The organism is Streptomyces sp. NBC_00016 (assembly GCF_045040885.1).
GTDB lineage: Bacteria > Actinomycetota > Actinomycetes > Streptomycetales > Streptomycetaceae > Streptomyces > Streptomyces coriariae.
Genome location: NZ_CP108304.1, coordinates 1143740 through 1162969 on the forward strand (window position 1 = coordinate 1143740; position 19230 = coordinate 1162969).

20 protein-coding genes and 1 riboswitch are annotated in these 19230 nt (G+C 71.6%); of the genes, 10 read left to right on the forward strand and 10 right to left on the reverse strand.

Features of this window, described 5'->3' with window-relative positions; translation table 11 throughout:
- Positions 1-68: 68 nt before the first annotated feature.
- From OG933_RS05155 to OG933_RS05170, 4 genes are all read left to right on the forward strand, one after another.
- Positions 69-920, forward strand: coding sequence for a class I SAM-dependent methyltransferase (locus tag OG933_RS05155; protein ID WP_362519986.1), 852 nt, complete (start codon positions 69-71; stop codon positions 918-920).
- Between the two features lie 132 nt (positions 921-1052).
- Positions 1053-1406, forward strand: a complete 354-nt coding sequence (locus OG933_RS05160; RefSeq protein WP_405625633.1) for a hypothetical protein — start codon at positions 1053-1055, stop codon at positions 1404-1406.
- A gap of 525 nt (positions 1407-1931) precedes the next feature.
- On the forward strand, positions 1932-2957 hold the full coding sequence (locus tag OG933_RS05165) for an NADP-dependent oxidoreductase (protein WP_405625635.1): 1026 nt from the start codon (positions 1932-1934) through the stop codon (positions 2955-2957).
- Positions 2958-3171: 214 nt separating this feature from the next.
- On the forward strand, positions 3172-3708 hold the full coding sequence (locus OG933_RS05170) for a GNAT family N-acetyltransferase (protein WP_405625637.1): 537 nt from the start codon (positions 3172-3174) through the stop codon (positions 3706-3708).
- Positions 3709-3738: 30 nt separating this feature from the next.
- Here the strand turns inward: OG933_RS05170 and OG933_RS05175 are convergent, their stop codons facing one another.
- On the reverse strand, positions 3739-3981 hold the full coding sequence (locus OG933_RS05175; RefSeq protein ID WP_405625638.1) for a hypothetical protein: 243 nt from the start codon (positions 3979-3981) through the stop codon (positions 3739-3741).
- A gap of 51 nt (positions 3982-4032) precedes the next feature.
- Between OG933_RS05175 and ppk2 the strand changes: the two genes are divergently transcribed.
- Together ppk2 and OG933_RS05185 are read left to right on the forward strand one after the other, a co-directional pair.
- A complete protein-coding gene (ppk2, locus tag OG933_RS05180) occupies positions 4033-4836 on the forward strand; it encodes a polyphosphate kinase 2 (protein ID WP_142267549.1) in 804 nt (267 codons plus the stop codon).
- A gap of 187 nt (positions 4837-5023) precedes the next feature.
- The gene (locus OG933_RS05185) at positions 5024-6736 is read left to right on the forward strand and encodes a SulP family inorganic anion transporter (protein ID WP_405625640.1); all 1713 of its coding nucleotides are present in this window, start codon (positions 5024-5026) and stop codon (positions 6734-6736) included.
- Between the two features lie 82 nt (positions 6737-6818).
- On the opposite strand, the gene OG933_RS05190 is transcribed toward OG933_RS05185, so the two are convergent.
- Positions 6819-7580 (reverse strand): alpha/beta fold hydrolase, encoded by a 762-nt coding sequence (locus tag OG933_RS05190; RefSeq protein WP_405625641.1) that lies wholly within the window; start codon positions 7578-7580, stop codon positions 6819-6821.
- A 64-nt stretch (positions 7581-7644) separates the two neighbouring features.
- Here OG933_RS05190 and OG933_RS05195 point away from each other — a divergent pair, with 64 nt between their 5' ends.
- Entirely contained in the window at positions 7645-8055 is a 411-nt protein-coding gene (locus OG933_RS05195) for a MarR family winged helix-turn-helix transcriptional regulator (protein ID WP_362519967.1), read from the forward strand.
- Between the two features lie 111 nt (positions 8056-8166).
- Here the strand turns inward: OG933_RS05195 and OG933_RS05200 are convergent, their stop codons facing one another.
- Both OG933_RS05200 and OG933_RS05205 read right to left on the reverse strand, forming a co-directional pair.
- Positions 8167-9744, reverse strand: a complete 1578-nt coding sequence (locus tag OG933_RS05200) for a protein kinase domain-containing protein (protein WP_405625642.1) — start codon at positions 9742-9744, stop codon at positions 8167-8169.
- Between the two features lie 510 nt (positions 9745-10254).
- Positions 10255-10734 (reverse strand): MarR family winged helix-turn-helix transcriptional regulator, encoded by a 480-nt coding sequence (locus tag OG933_RS05205; protein ID WP_362519961.1) that lies wholly within the window; start codon positions 10732-10734, stop codon positions 10255-10257.
- Between the two features lie 115 nt (positions 10735-10849).
- Between OG933_RS05205 and OG933_RS05210 the strand changes: the two genes are divergently transcribed.
- Complete coding sequence (locus OG933_RS05210) at positions 10850-11233, forward strand: hypothetical protein (RefSeq protein WP_405625643.1); 384 nt, start codon at positions 10850-10852, stop codon at positions 11231-11233.
- A gap of 125 nt (positions 11234-11358) precedes the next feature.
- Here OG933_RS05210 and msrA read toward each other — a convergent pair whose 3' ends face one another.
- Complete coding sequence (msrA, locus tag OG933_RS05215) at positions 11359-11871, reverse strand: peptide-methionine (S)-S-oxide reductase MsrA (RefSeq protein ID WP_054238819.1); 513 nt, start codon at positions 11869-11871, stop codon at positions 11359-11361.
- A gap of 189 nt (positions 11872-12060) precedes the next feature.
- On the opposite strand from msrA, the gene OG933_RS05220 reads away from it, so the two are divergent.
- A complete protein-coding gene (locus OG933_RS05220) occupies positions 12061-12669 on the forward strand; it encodes a PadR family transcriptional regulator (protein WP_405625644.1) in 609 nt (202 codons plus the stop codon).
- Positions 12666-13658 carry an NADPH:quinone reductase gene (locus OG933_RS05225; protein WP_362519952.1) on the forward strand — a complete coding sequence of 331 codons (993 nt, stop codon included), beginning with the start codon at positions 12666-12668 and terminating at the stop codon, positions 13656-13658. The genes OG933_RS05220 and OG933_RS05225 overlap by 4 nt, the downstream gene beginning before the upstream one ends.
- 54 nt (positions 13659-13712) lie before the next feature.
- Here the strand turns inward: OG933_RS05225 and OG933_RS05230 are convergent, their stop codons facing one another.
- The 5 genes from OG933_RS05230 to OG933_RS05250 form a co-directional block, all read right to left on the reverse strand.
- Entirely contained in the window at positions 13713-14801 is a 1089-nt protein-coding gene (locus tag OG933_RS05230) for an FAD-dependent oxidoreductase (protein WP_362519949.1), read from the reverse strand.
- 173 nt (positions 14802-14974) lie between these two features.
- Positions 14975-16213 (reverse strand): MFS transporter, encoded by a 1239-nt coding sequence (locus tag OG933_RS05235; RefSeq protein WP_405633239.1) that lies wholly within the window; start codon positions 16211-16213, stop codon positions 14975-14977.
- Between the two features lie 146 nt (positions 16214-16359).
- Positions 16360-17121 (reverse strand): CbtA family protein, encoded by a 762-nt coding sequence (locus tag OG933_RS05240; protein ID WP_362519946.1) that lies wholly within the window; start codon positions 17119-17121, stop codon positions 16360-16362.
- A gap of 25 nt (positions 17122-17146) precedes the next feature.
- On the reverse strand, positions 17147-17368 hold the full coding sequence (locus tag OG933_RS05245; RefSeq protein WP_020129103.1) for a CbtB-domain containing protein: 222 nt from the start codon (positions 17366-17368) through the stop codon (positions 17147-17149).
- Positions 17369-17404: 36 nt separating this feature from the next.
- A riboswitch (cobalamin riboswitch) is annotated at positions 17405-17552 on the reverse strand.
- Positions 17553-17610: 58 nt separating this feature from the next.
- On the reverse strand, positions 17611-18705 hold the full coding sequence (locus tag OG933_RS05250; RefSeq protein WP_405625645.1) for an enoyl-CoA hydratase/isomerase family protein: 1095 nt from the start codon (positions 18703-18705) through the stop codon (positions 17611-17613).
- Between the last annotated feature and the right edge of the window lie 525 nt (positions 18706-19230).

Here is a 19230-nt window from a genome sequence, read left to right on the forward strand (position 1 = left end):
GCGTTCGGGGGTCCCGCAGCCTCTGTCGGGCCTGCCCGGGAACGCAGTCGATCTTCTAGGCTGGTGCGGTGACTGATGAGCAGGAGTGGGTGCAGCCGTCGGGAGTGTGGGCCACGGCGGTGGGGGTGGCCAGGGTGCGGGCGCTGGAGACCGAGCGGGAGAACGCGCTGTTCCGCGACCCACTGGCACAGGCCTTCGCCACCGCCGGCGGCCTGTGGCCCTCCTCGCCGCCGCTGCCCGACGACGAGGCCGCGCGACGCCGCCGACTGGCCGTGTCGTTCTCCATCGTCATCAGGACGAAGTTTCTCGACGACGTGCTGCAGCAGGCCTCCGCGTCCGGGGTCCGGCAGGTCGTGCTGCTCGGTGCCGGCATGGACAGCCGGGCCTTCCGGATGGACTGGCCCGAGGGCACCCGGCTGTTCGAGGTCGACACCGCCGCGCCACTCGACTTCAAGGCTTCGGTGCTGCGCCAGGAACAGGCCGTCGCACGCTGCGAGCGGATCACCGTCGCGGTGGATCTGCGTGAGGACTGGCCAGGCGCGCTGGCCGCCGCAGGGCACGACCCGGCCGTGCCGACCGCGTGGATCGCCGAAGGACTGCTGATCTATCTGCCCGAGGATGCGGTGGAGCTGCTGCTGGCCCGGATCAGCACGCAGTCGGCGGCAGGCAGTCGGATGGGGCTGACATTGGGCTCGCGCGGCGTGATCGAGCGCTTCGGCGCGGACGCCGCGCCGGGATCGGCGGCGTCCATGTGGGTCTCGGAGATGCCCGACGACCCGGTGGGCTGGCTGGCCGGGCACGGCTGGGAGGCCGACAGCCACACCCTGCGCGAGCGAGCTGCCGCCTACGGCCGCCCGATCAGCACCCCGCCGCAGCGCGAGGAGCGGCCCGGCGGACTGATCTCGGCGGTCCGCCGGTAGAGCGCCTCCCCTGCTGAATGAAGCAGGTTCATTCGCGGCCAGCCGATCATGCAAGCACCGACCGCCTACGACCACTGAAGTTCGCCCGACAAGCGCCTGGCTGGACGGTGGTGTGGTCGACCGTCCTTCGTCGTGAACGAAGTGCTGCCGCAGTTGAACGAGCTGCTGCTTTCCTCGATCGAGGGCTTGTTGGCGGAATCCATCGAGGTGATCGACACGGTCGTCCGGGTAGAGGCCCGTACGACCGCAGACCGCAGACCGCAGGGCGGGCAGGCTGTCCGGGGCACGGGTGTTTCCCCTGGCATGGTGCCCGATGGTGTGGACATCGGCTCTGGCACGCTGTCGCCGTGGAAGATCTCATGGGCACGCAGCATCCCCGGCACAGGATCAAGGATCCGATCGAGGCGGTCGCCGCCCTGGAAGCGGCAGTCCCAGGACTTGTGCCGCATCGTCGCTGTGCTCCGGCGGCACCCCGCTGGTCCGTGATCGAGGCACGGCTCGGCACGTCACTGCCTGCCGACTTCAGACTCCTGTCGGAGGTCTGTCCGACCTTTACGCTCGGCGACTTCCTGCACGTCTCCCTGCCCCTCTCGGGGAAGGAGGACGCTTGGCTGAGCGGCATCGAGAGTGAACTGGAGATCGTCCAGGACTGGTGGGAGGCCGACATGTCCCTCGGCTTGCGCCCTCACCCTGCTCCAGGCGGTCTGCTCCCGTGGGCCGAATCGCTGTCGGGCGACGTCATCCTGTGGACGACGACCGGTGCCGATCCGGACGACTGGCCGGTCACGGTAGCTTCCCGAAACGGTGGTTGGTGGCACTACACGGGCGGCGCCGTTCAGTTCATTGCGGACTGGGCCCGCGGCGGGCTGGACCCGTGGGGGCTTCCCTCGTTGGATGGGAAGTCCGCGTCTGTGGTGGGGCCGACAGCGGCCACCTCGCCTCGGCTGCCGGTCCGGGAGCTGCTGCTCCATCCGCGTCCATGGTCAACGGCACCCGGGCCAACGACAACGCATGAGGCGAACGCCCACAGGCCCCACGGCCCCACAGGCGCACAGGCGCACAGGCGCACAGGGAGTACGCGCAGGCGAGGTACCGGATCCGGAGGTGGGTGCGGACGACGTGCCGGTCCGGATCCGGGCCGCGAGCATCAACCCGCTCGATCGCATGATCCGCGACGGCGAGATGAAGACGATCCTGCCGTACCGGGTCCCGTTCGTCCTGGGCAACGACCTGGCCGGAATCGTGGTCGAAGTGGGCTCGGCGGTCACAGACTTCGCGGTGGGCGACGAGGTCTTCGCGCGGCCCGACAAGGACCGGATCGGCACCTTCGCCGAACTCATCGCGGTGCACCGGGACGACCTGGCGATCAAACCGGCCACACTGACCATGGAGGAGGCGGCCTCCCTTCCCCTGGTCGCCCTCACCTCGTGGCAGGTGCTGGTCGAACGGGCACACGTCCAGCCGGGCCAGAAGGTCCTCGTCCACGCGGGCTCCGGCGGCCTGGGCACCGTCGCCATCCAGCTGGCGAAGCAACTGGGCGCGCACGTGGCGACCACCACGAGCACGGCCAACGTGCACCTGGTGAAGCGTCTGGGCGCGGACGTCGTCGTCGACTACAAGAAGCAGGCGTTCGAGACGGTGCTGCACGACTATGACGTCGTCCTGGACTCGCTCGGCGGCGAGACGCTCGAGAAGTCACTGGACGTGCTCAAGCCCGGCGGGCAGGTCATCAGTGTCGCGGGCCCGCCCGACGCGGCTCTCGGCAGGGAGCTGGGAGCGAATCCGGTCGTCCGGCTGGTGATGTCCGCGCTGAGTTTCCGGATCCGACGCCGCGCCCGGCGCCGCAACGTGTCGTACTCGTTCCTGTTCATGAAGGCCAGCGGGGACCAGTTGCGCAAGCTCACCCCTCTCATCGAGGCCGGCACGATCCGGCCCGTCGTCGACACCGTGTTCCCCTTCGAGTCCACCCGAGAGGCACTGGAGTACGTCGAAGCGGGGCGCGCGAAGGCCGGCAAGGTCGTCGTCAAGATGCCGTGAGGGTGCAGCACCGCCGACCGGTCGCAGCCGTCCGCGAACGCCGGAACGACAGCGCATGCACAGCGCACGTACCGCGCACCACCCCCGCGTGGTCGACGGACTCGCCGCTCGCCGTCGGGTCATCGCCTTCGACAACCAGTACGCTCGACTACTCACGCGGCGTCCCCACGGCCGATCTCCCTCAACCGGAGCCGTGGCAAGAAGCCGCTTCCCGATGCGTAATACTCTCTTGATGAACTCAGGCATTACGCCCAGGGGCGGGCCGATCACGATACGCCGGGCCGTGGCGAGGGATGCCAAACGGCTCACGCGGCTCGTGCGTGGCTCACGCGCCTACGAAGGCCAGTACGCGCCCATGGTCGCGGACTACCGGGTGGGTCCGGACTACATCGAGACCCACCGCGTCTTCGTGGCCCACGCCGCCGACGAGCACCACGGCCCTGTCCTCGGGTTCTATTCGCTCGTCCTCGCCCCACCGGAGCTCGACCTGCTGTTCGTGGCCGACGGCGCACAGGGACGCGGCATCGGACGGCGGCTCGTGGCACACATGAAGTCCGAGGCCCGCGCCGCCCAGCTCGACCGCGTCCTGGTGGTGTCGCATCCACCCGCCGAGGGCTTCTACCGCGGCGAGGGTGCGGTGCGCACCGGGACCGCGCCCGCGAACCCTCCGGCCGTGGCATGGGACCGTCCCGAGTTCGAGTTCCTCATTCCACCCGATGTGACGACGGCACGCGGCAGCACATTCGAGTGAGGTGACGACTCCGCCGGCCCGCCGACCTGATCAACGGCCGCGAGGCCGCCTGGAGCGGCTCATAGGACCCGGAGGACAGCAGTAGCCGATCACCCCTCGGCGACAGGGGCCCGTACCACGCCGCTCGGGCCTCAGGGGCTCGGTCAGCAGCGGGTGGGCCATCAGACAGAGCTGTCCGGCGGCCAGACAGTTGGCGGCCCGCCCGTACGCGTCCAGGGTGCGCGGCTCCTCGTCTGTCAGTACGGTGGCGTCCTGGTGTTCGGCCGTGGGCATGGTGGGGCTCCGGAAGTCGTCGGCGTTGGATCAACGGGCGGTGGAGGCGGCATGGCCGGCAAGAACGCGGCGCAGCTGCCGCGCAAGGCGTACGAGAAGGAACTGCTGCGACTGCAGACGGAGTTGGTGAAGCTCCAGGAGTGGGTGCGGGCCACCGGCACCCGGCTGGTGGTGGTCTTCGAGGGACGGGACGCGGCGGGCAAGGGCGGGACGATCAAGCGGGTCGCCGAGCACCTCAACCCGCGGGTGGCCCGCATCGCGGCGCTCCCGAAGCCGACCGAGCGCGAACGCACCCAGTGGTACTTCCAGCGGTATGCGGAGCATCTGCCGGCGGCCGGGGAGATCGTGCTGTTCGACCGGTCCTGGTACAACCGCGCCGGGGTCGAGCACGTGATGGGTTTCTGCACGAAGGAGGAGCACCAGCTCTTCCTCCGCCAGTGTCCGATCTTCGAACGCATGCTGGTCGAGGCCGGGGTCCTGCTGCGCAAGTACTGGTTCTCGGTGAGCGACACCGAGCAGCAGGAGCGCTTCCGGCGCCGGCTCGAGGACCCGCTGCGGCGGTGGAAGCTCTCGCCGATGGACCTGGAGTCGATCACCCACTGGGAGGCCTACTCCCGCGCCAAGGACGAGATGCTGGTGCACACCGACATCTCCGAGGCGCCCTGGTACGTCGTCGAGAGCGACGACAAGCGCCGGGCACGGCTGAACATGATCGCCCATCTGCTGTCGTCCGTGCCGTACCGCGAGGTGCCGCCGCCGGTGCTGGAGCTCCCGGAGCGGCCGCCGTCCACCGGCTACCAGCGCCCGCCGCGGGATCTCCAGACCTACGTCCCCGACCACGCGGCGAGCCTCTGATCAGCCGGGCATCTCTCTCACCTCCCCCCTCCTTCGGGAGACCTGCTCGGTACGCAACTCGACGCCGGGATGACGCAGGCGATGTGTACGAGCGGCCGCACGTCCTCGGGGGTGTGGAACTTCGTCGACGAGCTCAGGGCCATCATGTGTCCGGTGGATCATGAGGGCAGACGACGGAAGGCGGCACATGTCCAAGGCCTCGGGCAGACAGGTCCCGGAGTGGCGCCGGCTGGTGCCCGGTCTCGTCGCGCTCCTCGGCTACCGGCGCGCGTGGCTCACGGGCGATCTGCTCGCCGGGGTGACCGTGGCCGCCTATCTGGTGCCGCAGGTCATGGCCTACGCGGGCGTGGCCGGGCTGCCGCCGGTCGCCGGTCTGTGGGCGATCCTCCCGGCCCTCGGGCTGTACGCGGTGTTCGGTTCCTCGCGGCTGCTGTCGGTCGGCCCCGAGTCCACGACCGCCCTCATGACGGCCGCCGTGGTCGCGCCGCTCGCCGCCGGGGACGCGGGGCGTTACGCGTCACTGGCGGCGGCGCTCGCCGTCACGGTCGGGCTGCTCTGCCTGGTCGCCCGGGCGGTGCGGCTGGGCTTCCTCGCGGACCTGCTGTCCCGCCCCGTGCTGATCGGCTATCTCGCGGGCGTGGCGCTCATCATGATGGTGGACCAGCTGCCCAAGCTCACCGGCGTGCGGACGACGGGCGCGGAGTTCTTTCCCCAGGTGTGGTCCTTCCTCGTCCACCTGCCCGACGCGGACCCGGCGACCGTCGTCTTCTCCGCCGTCGTCCTCGTGTTCCTCTTCGTGACGGCCCGTTACGCCCGCGCCGTGCCCGGCCCGCTGGTCGCCTTCGTCCTCGGGACCGCCGCGGTCGTGGTCTTCGACCTCGACGGACGGTACGGGCTCAAGGTGATCGGCGAGGTTCCGGGCGGTCTGCCGAGCCCTGCCGTCCCGGACCTGAGCGAGCTGCCCCAGCTCGTGCTGCCGGCGCTCGGCGTGCTGCTGGTCGCCTACACCGACTTCATCCTCACCGCACGGGCGTTCGCCGACCACGACGCCGAAGGCCCCGGGCTCGACGCCGACCAGGAGTTCCTCGCCCTGGGCGCGGCCAATCTGGGCGCCGGGGCACTGCACGGCTTCCCGGTGAGCAGCAGCGCCAGCCGCACCGCCCTCGCCTCCTCGGCGGGCGCCCGCAGCCAGGCGTACTCGCTGGTGGCAGGAGCGGTGGTGCTCGCCGTGCTGCTCTTCCTGAGCCCGCTGCTGGCGCGGACTCCCTCCGCGGTGCTCGGCGCGCTCGTCGTCTACGCGGCGGTCCGCATGATCGACCTCACCGGCTTCCGGCGGCTCGCCTCCTTCCGCCGCCGGGAACTGCTCCTGGCGCTCGGCTGTCTAGCGGGCGTGCTCGCCCTCGACATCCTGTACGGGGTGATCGTGGCCGTCGGCCTGTCGGTGGCCGAGCTGCTGACCCGGGTGGCGCGTCCGCACGACGCCGTCGAGGGTCTGGTCCCCGGTGTGGCCGGCATGCACGACGTCGACGACTACCCGCAGGCCCGGACGATCCCCGGGCTGCTGGTCTACCGCTACGACTCGCCCCTGTTCTTCGCCAACGCGGAGAACTTCCGGCGCCGGGCCCTGGCCGCCGTCGACGGACAGACCGACCCCGTCCGCTGGTTCGTCCTCAACACCGAGGCCAATGTCGAGGTCGACATCACCGCCCTCGACGCGGTCGACGCACTGCGCCGCGAACTGACCCACCGCGGCATCCTGTTCGCCCTCGCGCGGGTGAAGCAGGACCTGCTGGACGACCTGGAGGCGTACGGCCTCGCGGACACGGTCGGCGCGGACCGGATATTCCCCACGCTCCCGACCGCCGTGGCCGCGTACCACGCGTGGCTCGGCCGTCAGTAGTCCGAGAACTCCCCTTCGGGGCCGTACGGCGCGCCGGAGCAGGTGAGGCGGCCGGTCTCGCTCGTGACCCGCCGGACACTCCTCAACGGCGCGCGGTCTCCGCCGCGAAGCCGTCGAGCAGGGAGAAGGTGCGCGCAGGCTGTTCGAGATGGGGCAGGTGGCCCGCTTCCGCCACGACCTCGAAGCGGGCGTTGCCGAACGACGCGGCGTACTCCTTGCCGTATGCGGGGGTCGCGATGCGGTCGCTCTCGCCCCACAGGACGAGGGTCGGGGTGGTGACGGCCGCGAGGCGGGGGCGGAGGGTGGGGTCGCTCATGGCGGGGCCGCCGGAGAAGACGCGCAGGGCCGCCATGTTGCCCTGGAAGACGGCGAGTCGCTCGGCCGGCACGGTCGCCGGGTCGACGTAGAAGCGCTCGGAGTCGTGGTAGGCGTACTCGGCGACGCCGCGCGCGTCGAGAGTGAAGAAGTCCCGGATCGGTTCGCCGTCGACCTCGATGCCGACCGAGTTCGCCAGAACGACCCCGCTGATCAGGCCCTGTGTGTCGGCCGTGGCCAGCTCGGCGGCGATCCAGCCGCCGAGCGAGGAGCCGATGACCAGGACGTCGGACAGGTGGCGCTCGCGCAGGAGGCGGAGGTAGGCGGCGGCGAGGTCGGCCACGTGGGTGAAGTCGTCGGGCCGGGGGGTGCCGTTCCAGCCCGGGTGGGTGGGCAGCAGGGTGTGGGCCGTCGCGGCGAAGTGCTCGGCGATCGGGGCGACGGTGGCGGGGCCACCGCCGCCGTGCAGGACGAGGACGGGGCGGCCGGCGGCGGGGCCGGATTCGGTGAGCGTCAGTTCCGGAGTCATGGCCAGGAATGTAACTAAGGATATTTAGATAAGCAAGTTTAGTCAGGGTGCTAGCCTGAGGAGCATGTCCGTCGAACCACAGATTCTCGGAAGGGCCGTGAAGGCCGTCCAGTACCGCCAGCACCGAGCGCTCGACAGCCGCCTCGCGTCCGTCGGCAGCACGCTCGCGCAGTGGGACGCGCTACGGGCGATCGGCCGCACGCCGGGCTCCAGCGCACGGGAGCTGGCGGCGGCGACGTTCCAGAGCGAGCAGGCGTTCGGCACGCTGGCCGGACGCCTGGTGGCACAGGGGCTGGTGGACCGGCGCCCCGGGCGCGGCCGCCGTTTCGAGCACCACCTCACCCCCGATGGGGAGCGGGTACTGGAGGCGGGCCACGAGGTGGCGAACTCGGTGCTCACGGAGTGCTTCGAGGGTCTGACAGAGCCGGAGCGAGAGGCGCTGCTGGGTCTGCTGCGAAAGATCGAGGAGCACTGAGATCTCACCGTCCAGGTGGGGGAACACCGCCTGGACAAGGCTGAGTCGAGCGTCCGGTGCCCAGCCGGGCGCACGCCACGAGGGCGCGGCCCCTCCCGGGCACCGCAAGGGTCAGCTCTCCGTTCCCGCCGCCCAGAGCACGGTGTCGCCGGACGTGATCACGACGTTTCCGTCCGCCTGGAACACGAGGACCGCTCCTGGGTGACCATTGGTCCGCGAGGCCCACACGGGCTGCCCGCCGCTGTTGTAGACGACCAGGTTGCCGTCCGCCTGGAAGCGGGCGGTGTTGCCCTCGCCGCTGGTCATCGCGGCCCAACGCGCCTTGCGATCCTGGTCGTAGATCACGAGGTTGCCGTCCTGCTGGATGATCAGACTCCTGGCCCCGGTCCCCACGGACTCTCCGGTGGCCAGGTCGAACGGGGCCTGTACGACCTTGGGCGCCGCGTCCTCTCCCTGCGGCTCCTGGGGCTCCTGGGTCTCCTGGGTCTCCTGGGGCTCCTGGGCCGTCGCGGACGGCGTCTCCCCCGCGGTCGACGAGGCGGCCGTGCCGGACGGCCGGCCCTTCGCGGACGGGGAGGAGTCGGCCGAGGATCGCTGCGTACCGAAGTGGACGGCGGCCACCACGGCCACCACGACCGCGACCGCCGCGAGGGCCGCGGTCAGCAGCCAGGCGGGCCGAAGCCGCCGACGGGGCTCCGCCGGAGCGGCGAGGACGGTGTCGGACCTCGCCGTCGTCGGGGCTGGTTCCTGACCGGCGGAGACCGCCGTGGCGTGCTGCGCGAGGTCGACCAGGGTGTGCGCCGCGTGCTCGACCTCGGTCAGTTCTCCGGCGAGGACCGTGGGGCATTCGTCGGGCCAACGCCCGGCCCTGCCGCCCCTCTCCTCCAGCCATGCGCCCAGCCGGGCCGCCGTCGGACGCTCGGCCGGGTCCTTGGCCAGACACGCGGCGAGCAGCGGCACCAGCTCCGGGGGGACGCCTGCGAGGTCGGCCTCCTCGTGGACCACTCGGTACATCAGGGTGGCCGCGGGGATCTGCTCCCCCGCGCGCGAGAAGGGGCCGCGTCCGGTCGCGGCGTACACCAGCGTCGCGGCCAGCGAGAACACGTCGGCGGGTTCGGCGGCGACGCTGCCGATGGCCTGGTCCGGTGCGAGAAAGCCGGGGGAGCCCACAGAGACACCGAGGCGGGTGTGGCGGCTGTCGTCGGCGGCCCGTGCGACACCGAAGTCGATCAGCCGTGGACGGTCGCGTGCCATCAGGACGTTCCCGGGCTTGACGTCCCGGTGCGCGAGGCCGGCCTGATGCACGGCCTGCAGCGCGCCGCACAGTTCGGCGGCGAGGGCGAGCAACGCGGCCCGGGGCAGCGGACCATGGGCCGCGACCCATTCGGCGAGCGACGGCGCGGGCACATACTCGGTGGCCAGCCACTGCGGGCGTTGGCCCGGGGCGCTGTAGTCCACGACGGTCACGGTCCACGGCGAGCGGACGCGGTCGCTGTTGCGTATCTCGCGGGCGAACCGCTCCTCGAATCCCGGCTCGGAGCTGAGATCGTCGCGGATCGTCTTCAGCGCGAGCAGCCGGCCCGAACCCGTGCGGGACAGGAACACCTGCCCCATGCCGCCCGCACCGAGCCGGCCGAGCAACGGATAGCCGCCTATGGATGTCGGGTCCGAAGGCTGAAGGTTGTTCATGACGACTGTTCCCCGGAAGTGTGCGTCAGCGCTCGAACCCACGCGCTGGGCCTTGGCTTACGTGCTGGTGAGCAGGGTGGTCCGCGCTCGCAAGTATGCCGGACGGCTCCACCCTTCGCGCTTGTCCCCAACTCGCCGACATCGAGCAGAAGTTGTGCCCGGCCGGGGGGCTTCCCGGAACCGTCGGCCCTGACCGCGAAGACCGGCAGACATCACGAAACCGGCAGATATCCGCACGACAACGGGAGGTTGCCCGACCTGCCCCACTCGGTCCCGGGCACCGGATTCCGGGCGCCACCGGCCCGGCAGGACGCCCGCGCGCCACTCGCGCCCCGCCCGGCTCCCGCCCCTGTGCCCCGAAGCTTCCCCGCTCCTGCCCTCACGGACCCGGACTTCATCCCTCAGGCTTCCTCGGACTTCCCCCAGGTTTCCCTCCGGCTGCCTCAGGCCCCCTCTTCCCTCGGCCGCGCTCGATCCGGCACCCCGCCACCGCCCTGAGGACGGCAGGACTCAGCGCTCGCGCTCCTCCGCCACCGCCGCCTCGTACGCGCGCAGGGTGTCGACGAAGAGGCGCCGCTGGGCCGGGGCCAGCGGGGTCAGTACGCGGCGCCAGGCCGTGGCGCCGGGGGCCAGCCAGGCGGCGATCGCGTCGTGCTGGTCGGGGGCGATGGCCACGATCCGGCGACGCCGGTCGGCCGGATCCTCCTGCCGGTCGAGGATGCCCTTACCGCTCAGGTCCCCGACCATCAGGCTGGCCGTGGTGGGCGCCACCTCCAGCCGGGCGGCCAGTTCGTTGACGGTCATGGGGCCGTCGAACAACAGACAGGCAAGCAGGGAGAGGTGCCGAGGTGCCAGCGACTGCGCTTCCAGGGCCTCGGGCACGGGGATGCGCTTCACCCGGCTCACCATCCGCGGCATGAGCAACAGGAGCTCGCGCACCGCGGCGTCCACCTCACCCGCCCCGGCCTCGCGCCGCGCGGATCCGGCCATCTCGCACCCCTCACCATTTACCTTTGACAGTAAAGATGTTTTGCTTGCAAAGACATCAACAGTCGGCCCGCCCGCCACCCAGGCGCGAACCGCAGGCACGAACGGAGATTCCACCATGCCCCACTTCACCGTGCACATCAGCGAGACCGCCCTCGACCGAAAGGCCGAAGAGGGCCTGATCCGCGGGCTCGCGGACGCTGTCGGATCGGTCTACGGAGAGCAGTTCGGCCGCCTGGCCGCCGTCGACCTCGTCGGCATTCCCCAGCAGCGGCGGGGCATCGGAGGGACGCCGACCGACCTGACCGCCCCGAACATCACCCTGAGCCTGCGCGAGGCGGCCTACCGGCACCCGGACGTGCCGGACGCACCCGCGCGCCTGATCACCGCGATCACCGACGCGGTGGCCGGCGTACTCGGCGAGCAGGTACGGCATCAGGTGGCGGTCGGCCTGCTGGCCGTCCCCGAAGGCCGCTCCGGCATCGGCGGCCAGGTCGCCTGACCCGCCCCGGGGAAAGCCCGGAACTCGCCGACCCGCCTTACGTCCCGCGTGCAGAACGTCCTGCACGCCTCACGTCCTGCCCGCCGAGGCCCTGGAGCAGAGGTCCGGGGCCTCGGCGCGGTGGTTCAGCCCTGTGTGCGGGCCGGAAGCCGCCATCCCGGGCGCGGGAAGTGGCAGGTGTAGCCCTCGGGGTAACGCTCCAGGTAGTCCTGGTGCTCGGGCTCGGCCTCCCAGAAGGGGCCCACCGGCTCGACCTCGGTGACGGCCTTGCCCGGCCACAGTCCGGAGGCGTCCACGTCCGCGATGGTGTCCTCGGCGACCCGCTTCTGCTCGTCGTCCACGTAGTAGATCGCCGAGCGGTAGCTGAGGCCGATGTCGTTGCCCTGGCGGTTCTTGGTGCTCGGGTCGTGGATCTGGAAGAAGAACTCCAGGAGCGTGCGGAAGTCGGTCTTCTCGGGGTCGAAGAGGATCTCGATGGCCTCCGCGTGGGTGCCGTGGTTGCGGTACGTCGCGTTCGGTACGTCACCCCCGGTGTATCCGACCCGGGTCGCCGTCACGCCGGGGAGCCTGCGGATCAAGTCCTGCATCCCCCAGAAGCATCCGCCCGCCAGCACGGCCCTCTGCGTCTGCGCTGCCATCTCAGCACCTTCCGTATCTCTCGTCCCGGCCATGTGAGCCGCTCGCTCGCACGCCGTCGACGTACCAGCCTTTGTGGATACAACAGCACGTGAGAGGCCCGAACAATTCCGCGCCCGCACAGTCGGCCGCGGCTCATCCTCGAATCGAGGTGCACATCGAATCGATGCGGGCTGTGAGACGATGGCCCCATGCTGGAACTGGCCATCCTGGGCTTCCTCGCCGAAGGACCTCTGCCGGGTCATGAGCTGCGCCGCAAGGTCTCCCAGCTGATCGGCTACACGCGACCCGTCAGCGACGGCAGCCTCTATCCGGCGATCAACCGACTGGCCAGGGCGGGACTCCTGGATCGTCAGGCGGATCCCCGGGCCGGCGCCGCCCGCTTCGTCCTCAGCCTGACCGAGGCCGGTCACGCCGACATGCTGGAGCGCCTGCGCACACCGGCAGATCACGAGATCACCGACTTCACCCGGTTCTTCACCCTCCTGGCCTTCCTCTCCGAGCTCCCCGACGTGTCGGAACAGCACGCCGTGCTGCGCCGCCGCCTGGCCTTCCTGGAGACACCGGCGAGCTTCTTCTACGACGGCGGGAAGCCGCTGCGCGCCGAAGAGGTCGATGATCCGTACCGGCGCGGCGTACTGCTCACCGCCCGCGCCGTGAGCCGCACCGAGCGCGCCTGGCTCCGCGAGGTCCTCGGCGAGGAGCCGTTCGAGGACGACCCGGCCTCCCCCGACGAAGTCGGCAGACCCGTCGAACCCACCGAACCCACCGCCCGAACCACTACGGGAGATCCCGCATGATCGCGTCCTGGTACGACGGACAGGGACCGGCCGCCGACGTCCTGCACGTGGGCGAGTTGCCCGACCCCCGGCCCGGCCCCGGCGAGGTCCGCGTCCGCGTGACCGTCTCGGGCGTCAATCCCGGCGACACCAAGAAGCGGCGTGGCTGGCTCGGCTCCTCGATGCCCTACCCCCGCGTGATCCCGCACAGTGACGCCGCCGGCGTGGTCGACGCGGTCGGCAACGGAGTCGACGCCCGCCGGGTGGGGCAGCGGGTGTGGGTGTACGGCGCCCAGTCCTACCGGGCCTTCGGCACCGCCGCCCAGTACACCGTCGTACCGCATCACCAGGCCGTCCCGCTGCCCGACCACCTCGGCGACGAACTGGGCGCGAGCCTGGGGATCCCCGGTATCACCGCGCACCGTGCCGTCTTCGCCGACGGGCCGGTCGACGGGAAGATCGTGCTGGTGCACGGCGTACTCGGCGGCGTCGGATCGTCGGCCGCCCAGCTCGCCCGCTGGGGCGGTGCCACCGTCATCGGCACCGTACGGCGCGGCGGTGACCTGGACCGGGTCGACCCGGCCGTCGTCGCGCACGCCGTCGCCCTGGACTGCGGCGACCCCGCCGCGGCGATCCGCGCCCACGCGCCCGACGGCGTGCACCGCGTCGTCGAGGTGTCCCTGTCGGCCAACGCGGACCTGGACAACGCGGTCACCGCGCTCGACGCCGTCATCGCCGCCTACGGAACCCACGCCGACCGCACCGAACTGCCTTTCTGGCCCCTGCTGTTCAACAACGTCACCGTGCGACTGCTGGGCAGTGACGACTTCCCGGCCGCGGCGAAGCGGCAGGCCGCCCGCGAGCTGACCGCGGCGGCCGCGGTCGGTGCCCTCACCGTCGACGTCGGCGGCCGCTTCCCGCTGGCGGACATCGCCGAGGCGCACGACCGGGTGGACGCGGGTGGACGCGGCCGGGTGCTGGTCACCGTCCCCGGCCGCCCCCGGCTCTAGATCCTGGATCGGCTGTGGCGGCGCGACCGGTACCGACCGCACCGCTCCCCCGGCCTATGCCGTGCGTCCCAGGCGGAAGCGGGGATGCGGCTCGGCGCGGCCGGTGGCGAGGTCGGCGGCCATCGCGCCGATGAGCGGGGCGAATTTCGCGCCGTGTCCGGAGCACGGGGAGACGATGACGAAGGGGCCGTGGCGGTCCAGGACGAAGTCCTCGTCCGGGGTGGTGGTGTAGAGGCAGGTCGCCTCGGCGACCGGGTCGGGCTCGAGGCCCGGGAGGCGGTCGCGGACGAAGCCGCTCACGCGCGTCCGCGACGACGGGTCGACGACCCCGCTGCGGGTACGGGCGGTGGCCGGGGTGCCGCGGTCGTGCTCGGCGACCTTGACCGCCGGGAGCGGGCCCCCGTCGCTTCCGGACGGCAGGCCGTAGAGGTGCAGCGCGCCGTCCCAGATCAGGGTCGGCCACCTGACGGACGGGTCCCGCTGCCGGAAGTGGAAGACCTGCTGCTGGGTCACCGCCAACGGCGGCAGGGTGACCGGCAGTTCGAGCTCGGGCAGCCAGGCGCCGGCCGCGATCACCACCGTGTCGGCGACGATCTCGCGGCCGTCGTCGGTGTGCAGACGCACCTTCTCGCTCCCCCGGGCGTCTATGCCGGTGACGCGGGTGCCGATGACCGCCCGCGCTCCGTGTTCGATCGCCCGCCGGACGCAGGTCCCGACGGTCTCGTCGGCGTCGACCACGCCCGCGTCCGGATGGTGGAGCACCGGACCGGTGATGCGGATGTACGGCCAGCGCTCCGCGGCGGCTTCCGCGCCGAGGAGTTCGTGGGGCACTCCGGCCGCGCCGAGGAGGTCGGCGAGCGCCTTCGGGTCGTGGTCCTCGCCCATGTCGAGCCCACCGGTCGTGCGCAGCAAGGAGGTCGACCCGTCGTCCTCCAACTCCCGCCACTGCTCGTAGGCCTGTCCGGTCAGCCGTACGTAGAAGGGGTCGGCGTACACCCTCCGGAAGATCCGCGAGCTGCCGTGCGAACTTCCGTGCCGGTGGCCGATGTCGTACGCCTCGACGAGCGTGACCTCGTGGCCTCGGCGGGCCAGTTGCCAGGCGGTGGCCGCGCCCATGAGTCCGGCGCCGACGACGGCGATCACAGTCCCTCCCCGGGGATCCGGTCGGTGCCCGCGAGCGGAACGCGGGCCATGACAGCAGACTCGATCGTACGGACGACCAGGTCCTCGGGTTCCAGGTGGAGGGGGGTGGGCCCGGGGTGGGCCCAGCCGCAGGCGGACGGCGGACCGGGCAGCGGACGTCGGCTGTGGGGCCCTCAGCCCGCGGACGCCCGGTCCCGGGCGACGCTGGGGTCGGTGGTGTCGCTCGGCCACCGGTCGGCTCGACGGGCGGCCACGATCATCACGGCGAGTCCGCTCAGGACGATGGCGGCGCCGACGTACAGCGGTGCGGTGTAGCCGAGGCCGGCGCTGATGGCGAAGCCGCCGAGCCAGGCGCCCAGGGCGTTGCCGACGTTGGAGGCGGACACGTTGGCGGCGGCGGCGAGCGGCACCCCGTGGGCGTGGTCGGTGACCCGGGTGATCATCCCGGGAACGCTCGCGAAGCCGAACAGCCCCGTGAGGAACACCAGGACCACCGACGCGGCGGGATGGGCGGCCAGCAGTCCGAACGCGGTGAGCGTGACGGTGAGACCGGCCAGGGAAGCGATCAGGGTGAGGTCGCGATCGCGGTCGGCGGCCCGTCCCCCGAGGATGTTGCCCATCACCAGGCCGCTGCCGTACACGACGAGCAGCCAGGCGACATCCGTGCTGGAGAAGCCGGTGACCCGGGTGAAGGTGTAGGCGAGGTAGCTGAACGCGCCGAACATCCCGCCGTAGCCGAGCGCGGTGGCGGTCAGGGTCAGCCAGACCTGCGCCGAACGGAAGGCGTGCACCTGGGTACGCAGCCCGTCCGGCCGGCCGGTGGCCTTGCCGACGGCGTCGGAGGAACGCGGCCCGTTCACCTCGCCGGCCCAGCCCGGTACGCACACGGCGATGGCGACCGCGGCGACGACACCTATGGCCGTGATCGCCCAGAACGTGGCGCGCCAGCCCCAGCGTTCGCCGACCAGGGCGCCGAACGGTACGCCCAGCACGTTCGCGACCGTCAGCCCGGCGAACATCACCGCCACCGCCCGTGACGCCCGCTCGGGGGCGACCATGCGCCGTGCGACGAGCGAGCCGATGCCGAAGAACGAGCCGTGGCACAGCGCCGCGACCACGCGGCCGAGCATCATCAGCGAGTAGTTCGGTGCGACGGCGGACAGCAGGTTGCCGACGACGAACAGTGCCACCAGCCCGGTGAGAACCGCCTTGCGGGGCAGCCCGGCGGTGGCGGCGGTCACCACGATCGCGCCGACCGCGACCGTCAGGGCGTAGCCGGAGATCAGCCATCCCGCCGCGGCCTCGGACACCGCGAGGCTGCGGCTCACCTGCGGAAGCAACCCCGCGATCACGAACTCGGTCAGACCGATCCCGAATCCACCCAGAGCGAGCGCGACGAGACCGGCGGGCATCTGCCGTGTGCGGACGGCCGGTTGGATGTTCATGCCACCATCTTCGCGCGGCCTTGCGGCCGCTGATCCGTTGTCGGCTCGCGAACGCGAGAAGGCCCCCGGGGTGGTTCCGTGGGCCCTCTCGTCGGATCGTCGTGCCGGTCGGGTCAGTGTGGGGCGGCCACCGGCGTGCCCGCGGTCACCGTGGCGGGCCTGGGGTGCAGCAGCCGTTCGGCCAGTTCACCGAAGACGAGGCCGAAGCCTGCCCAGAGCGTGACCTGCATGGCGAGGGCGGACAGGCGGAACCGCCACAGCAGGGCGGCCGGGAAGTCGCTCGGCACCTCGTTGACGGCGGGCAGGAACTCGTAGGCCAGCCCGATGACGAGCACGAAGCCGAGGACGGCTGCGACGGTGGCGTTCCAGGTGCCCAGCCTCGGTGCGAGCCGCTTGCCCAGGATCACCGCGGCGACCGCGAGCAGCACGCCGAGCACCATCATCAGGAAGTACAGGGTGGTGCGCTTGCCGATGGTGTCGGGGTCGCCGACCGCGGGCGGGTTCGCCGGGTACTTGAGGAACGGCACCACGTACACGGCGAGCAGGGCGGTCCCCGACAGCAGAAGTGCCGTGGCCCGGGGGCTGAAGCGGCCGACGCGGCCGAGGGCGAAGCAGAAGGCGAGGGCGGCTATGCCGCCGAAGGCCACCCCGTAGATCAGCACGCCGGTGGCGAGGCCGGCGGTGGACTGGAGGCTGCGGGAGACGAGTTCCACCTCGTGGTGCTCGTGGCCCGCGGCGTGCGACTCCTCGAAGCCGATCGCGCTGTCGACGTTCGGCTCACCGAGGAAGTAGGCGACGATCAGGGCGAGCACGCCGGCGCCGAGGCCGGCGAGCATGCCCCGCACGAGGAGGTTTCTTACCGTTGCGGAGTTCATGGGTGTGCCGGGGTTCCCCTCGGGATCAGTGGCAGGGGAAACCGAGCAGGTGGCGGGCGTCGTGCACCCACTCGTGAACGTCCTCGCCGGAGACGACGGCTGTCGCGCCCTGCTCCGCGCCGACGAAGTACAGCAGGACCAGCATCAGGACGCCGAAGAAGACCGCCCACGGGGCGATGTCCTTCAGCGGCAACTTGGCGGGTACGACGGGCGTGGTGGTAGTCGGCTGGGCGACATGCTGCGCCATGGCAGGACCTCCTCTGGGAGTTCGCGTCCCATCTCGGTGGTGCACATGACGACGGCCACGGGTCTGACTCGCGGTGTGTGCCCCTTCGGGGTACACCGTCCACAGTGGCGCGACCGTGCCGGGTTCTCACCGGCTTCCGTCTCGCCGTCGTCGATATCAGAGCGACGGTACCGCGTGCCGGGCCCCTGGCCAATACCGCCCCACCTGGCGTGATTCCGCTCTCCACGGCCAGGTGGCCCGGATCACCACGTCGGTCCCGCTCGGCGGAGCCCCTCCGCGGTGGTGTCGGGTCGGGCGAGCCCGAGTTCGCGCTCGCCGAGCGGGGTGAAGAAGCGCTCGACGTCGGCCGCGGTGACCTCGGCGAGGGTGGCCGGCGACCAACGCGGGTTCCGGTCCTTGTCGATGACCTGGGCGCGGATGCCCTCGACCAGGTCGGGCGTGGTCAGGGCAGCGCAGGAGACGCGGTACTCCTGTTCCAGCACCCGTTCCAGCGAGCCGAGCCGCCGGGCACGGCGCAGGGCGGCCAGGGTGACCTTGAGCGAGGTGGGCGACCTGGTCAGGAGGGTCTCCGCGGCCTCCTTCGCCGCCGGGTCGCCGTGGGCGAACAGCCGTCGGACGATCTCCTCGACGGTGTCGGCCGCGTAACAGGTGTCGATCCACGCCCGGTGGCCGGTCAACTCGCCCGCCGGCAAGGGCTGTACATGACGGTCCAGGGCTTCCCTCACGGGCAGCTCGGCGAGGTCGTCGGCCAACTGCCGGAGGGAGGCGGACGGTACGCAGTGGTCGGCGAGCCCGCACGACACCGCGTCCCCGGCACCGATCTGGGCGCCCGTCAGGGCGAGATGGGTGCCCAGTTCGCCCGGGGCGCGGGCGAGCAGGTGGGTGCCGCCGACGTCCGGCACGAAGCCGATGCCGGTCTCGGGCATCGCGATCCTCGACCGCTCGGTGACGATCCGGACGCTGCCGTGTGCGGAGACGCCGACACCGCCTCCCATCACGATGCCGTCCATCAGGGCGACGTAGGGCTTGGGGTAGCGGGCGATGCGGGCGTTGAGGTGGTACTCGTCGCGCCAGAAGGCGGCCGAGGCGGTGCCGTCGCCGTCGCGGGCGTCGTCGTGGACGGCACGGATGTCGCCGCCCGCGCACAGGCCGCGCTCCCCCGCGCCGGAGACGACGACGGTCTCGACGGCCGGGTCGCGCTCCCATGCCGTCAGCGCGGCGTCGATGCGGCGCACCATCGCGTGGTTCAGGGCGTTGAGGGCCCTCGGTCGGTTGAGCGTGATGTGGGCGGCTCGGCCGGCGGTGTGCAGCAGGACGGGTGCCTCGATGTCGTTCATCGGGATTCCTCCGTCAGGCCGCGGGCCACGATGACGTGCATGATCTCGTTGCTTCCCTTCAGGATCCGCTGGACGCACAGGTCATGGACGATCTTCCCTACTCCGTGGTCGATGCGGTAGCGCCGGCCCTGCCGCCGAAGCCGGCCGCTTCCAAGCGCGTACGGCTTTTGATCCGGTCGATCCGGGCGGGCCGACCTGCCCCGGTGGGACGATCGACCATGTGAGCGGTGTGGAGGCGGCCGTTCCGGTCCCCGGGCCGGAAAGCCGACCGGCTGACCGGGGGCGCCGCGCGCAGCGAGGTGTGGAGCCAGGTGTTCGCCCATGCGCTGCGGCGGCCGGTCGTGGGGAGCGACGTGCGGGAGAGTGCCGCCCGGGGAGCCGCCCCGCACGACGCCACCGCCGTCGGCCTGCTCGACGACGTGACGGACCCGCACGCCGGAGCCGCCGGGCTCCGGGAGCCCTCGCCGAAGGCCGCGTCCCGCTCCGCCGAAGCGGCTCGGCCTCCGGCTTCGTGGAGCGGCCGGC

What these genes read in the sequence shown, in the direction of transcription:
- OG933_RS05190 (WP_405625641.1), bottom strand. Translation starts at nt 7,580, where the DNA reads ATGACTCCGGAACTGACGCTCACCGAATCCGGCCCCGCCGCCGGCCGC.
- OG933_RS05235 (WP_405633239.1), bottom strand. Translation starts at nt 16,213, where the DNA reads ATGCCCGCCGGTCTCGTCGCGCTCGCTCTGGGTGGATTCGGGATCGGT.
- OG933_RS05195 (WP_362519967.1), top strand. Translation starts at nt 7,645, where the DNA reads ATGTCCGTCGAACCACAGATTCTCGGAAGGGCCGTGAAGGCCGTCCAG.
- OG933_RS05245 (WP_020129103.1), bottom strand. Translation starts at nt 17,368, where the DNA reads ATGGCGCAGCATGTCGCCCAGCCGACTACCACCACGCCCGTCGTACCC.
- OG933_RS05200 (WP_405625642.1), bottom strand. Translation starts at nt 9,744, where the DNA reads ATGAACAACCTTCAGCCTTCGGACCCGACATCCATAGGCGGCTATCCG.
- OG933_RS05185 (WP_405625640.1), top strand. Translation starts at nt 5,024, where the DNA reads ATGTCCAAGGCCTCGGGCAGACAGGTCCCGGAGTGGCGCCGGCTGGTG.
- OG933_RS05250 (WP_405625645.1), bottom strand. Translation starts at nt 18,705, where the DNA reads ATGAACGACATCGAGGCACCCGTCCTGCTGCACACCGCCGGCCGAGCC.
- OG933_RS05175 (WP_405625638.1), bottom strand. Translation starts at nt 3,981, where the DNA reads ATGCCCACGGCCGAACACCAGGACGCCACCGTACTGACAGACGAGGAG.
- OG933_RS05225 (WP_362519952.1), top strand. Translation starts at nt 12,666, where the DNA reads ATGATCGCGTCCTGGTACGACGGACAGGGACCGGCCGCCGACGTCCTG.
- OG933_RS05240 (WP_362519946.1), bottom strand. Translation starts at nt 17,121, where the DNA reads ATGAACTCCGCAACGGTAAGAAACCTCCTCGTGCGGGGCATGCTCGCC.
- OG933_RS05205 (WP_362519961.1), bottom strand. Translation starts at nt 10,734, where the DNA reads ATGGCCGGATCCGCGCGGCGCGAGGCCGGGGCGGGTGAGGTGGACGCC.
- OG933_RS05170 (WP_405625637.1), top strand. Translation starts at nt 3,172, where the DNA reads ATGCGTAATACTCTCTTGATGAACTCAGGCATTACGCCCAGGGGCGGG.
- OG933_RS05165 (WP_405625635.1), top strand. Translation starts at nt 1,932, where the DNA reads ATGAGGCGAACGCCCACAGGCCCCACGGCCCCACAGGCGCACAGGCGC.
- OG933_RS05220 (WP_405625644.1), top strand. Translation starts at nt 12,061, where the DNA reads ATGCTGGAACTGGCCATCCTGGGCTTCCTCGCCGAAGGACCTCTGCCG.
- OG933_RS05210 (WP_405625643.1), top strand. Translation starts at nt 10,850, where the DNA reads ATGCCCCACTTCACCGTGCACATCAGCGAGACCGCCCTCGACCGAAAG.
- ppk2 (WP_142267549.1), top strand. Translation starts at nt 4,033, where the DNA reads ATGGCCGGCAAGAACGCGGCGCAGCTGCCGCGCAAGGCGTACGAGAAG.
- msrA (WP_054238819.1), bottom strand. Translation starts at nt 11,871, where the DNA reads ATGGCAGCGCAGACGCAGAGGGCCGTGCTGGCGGGCGGATGCTTCTGG.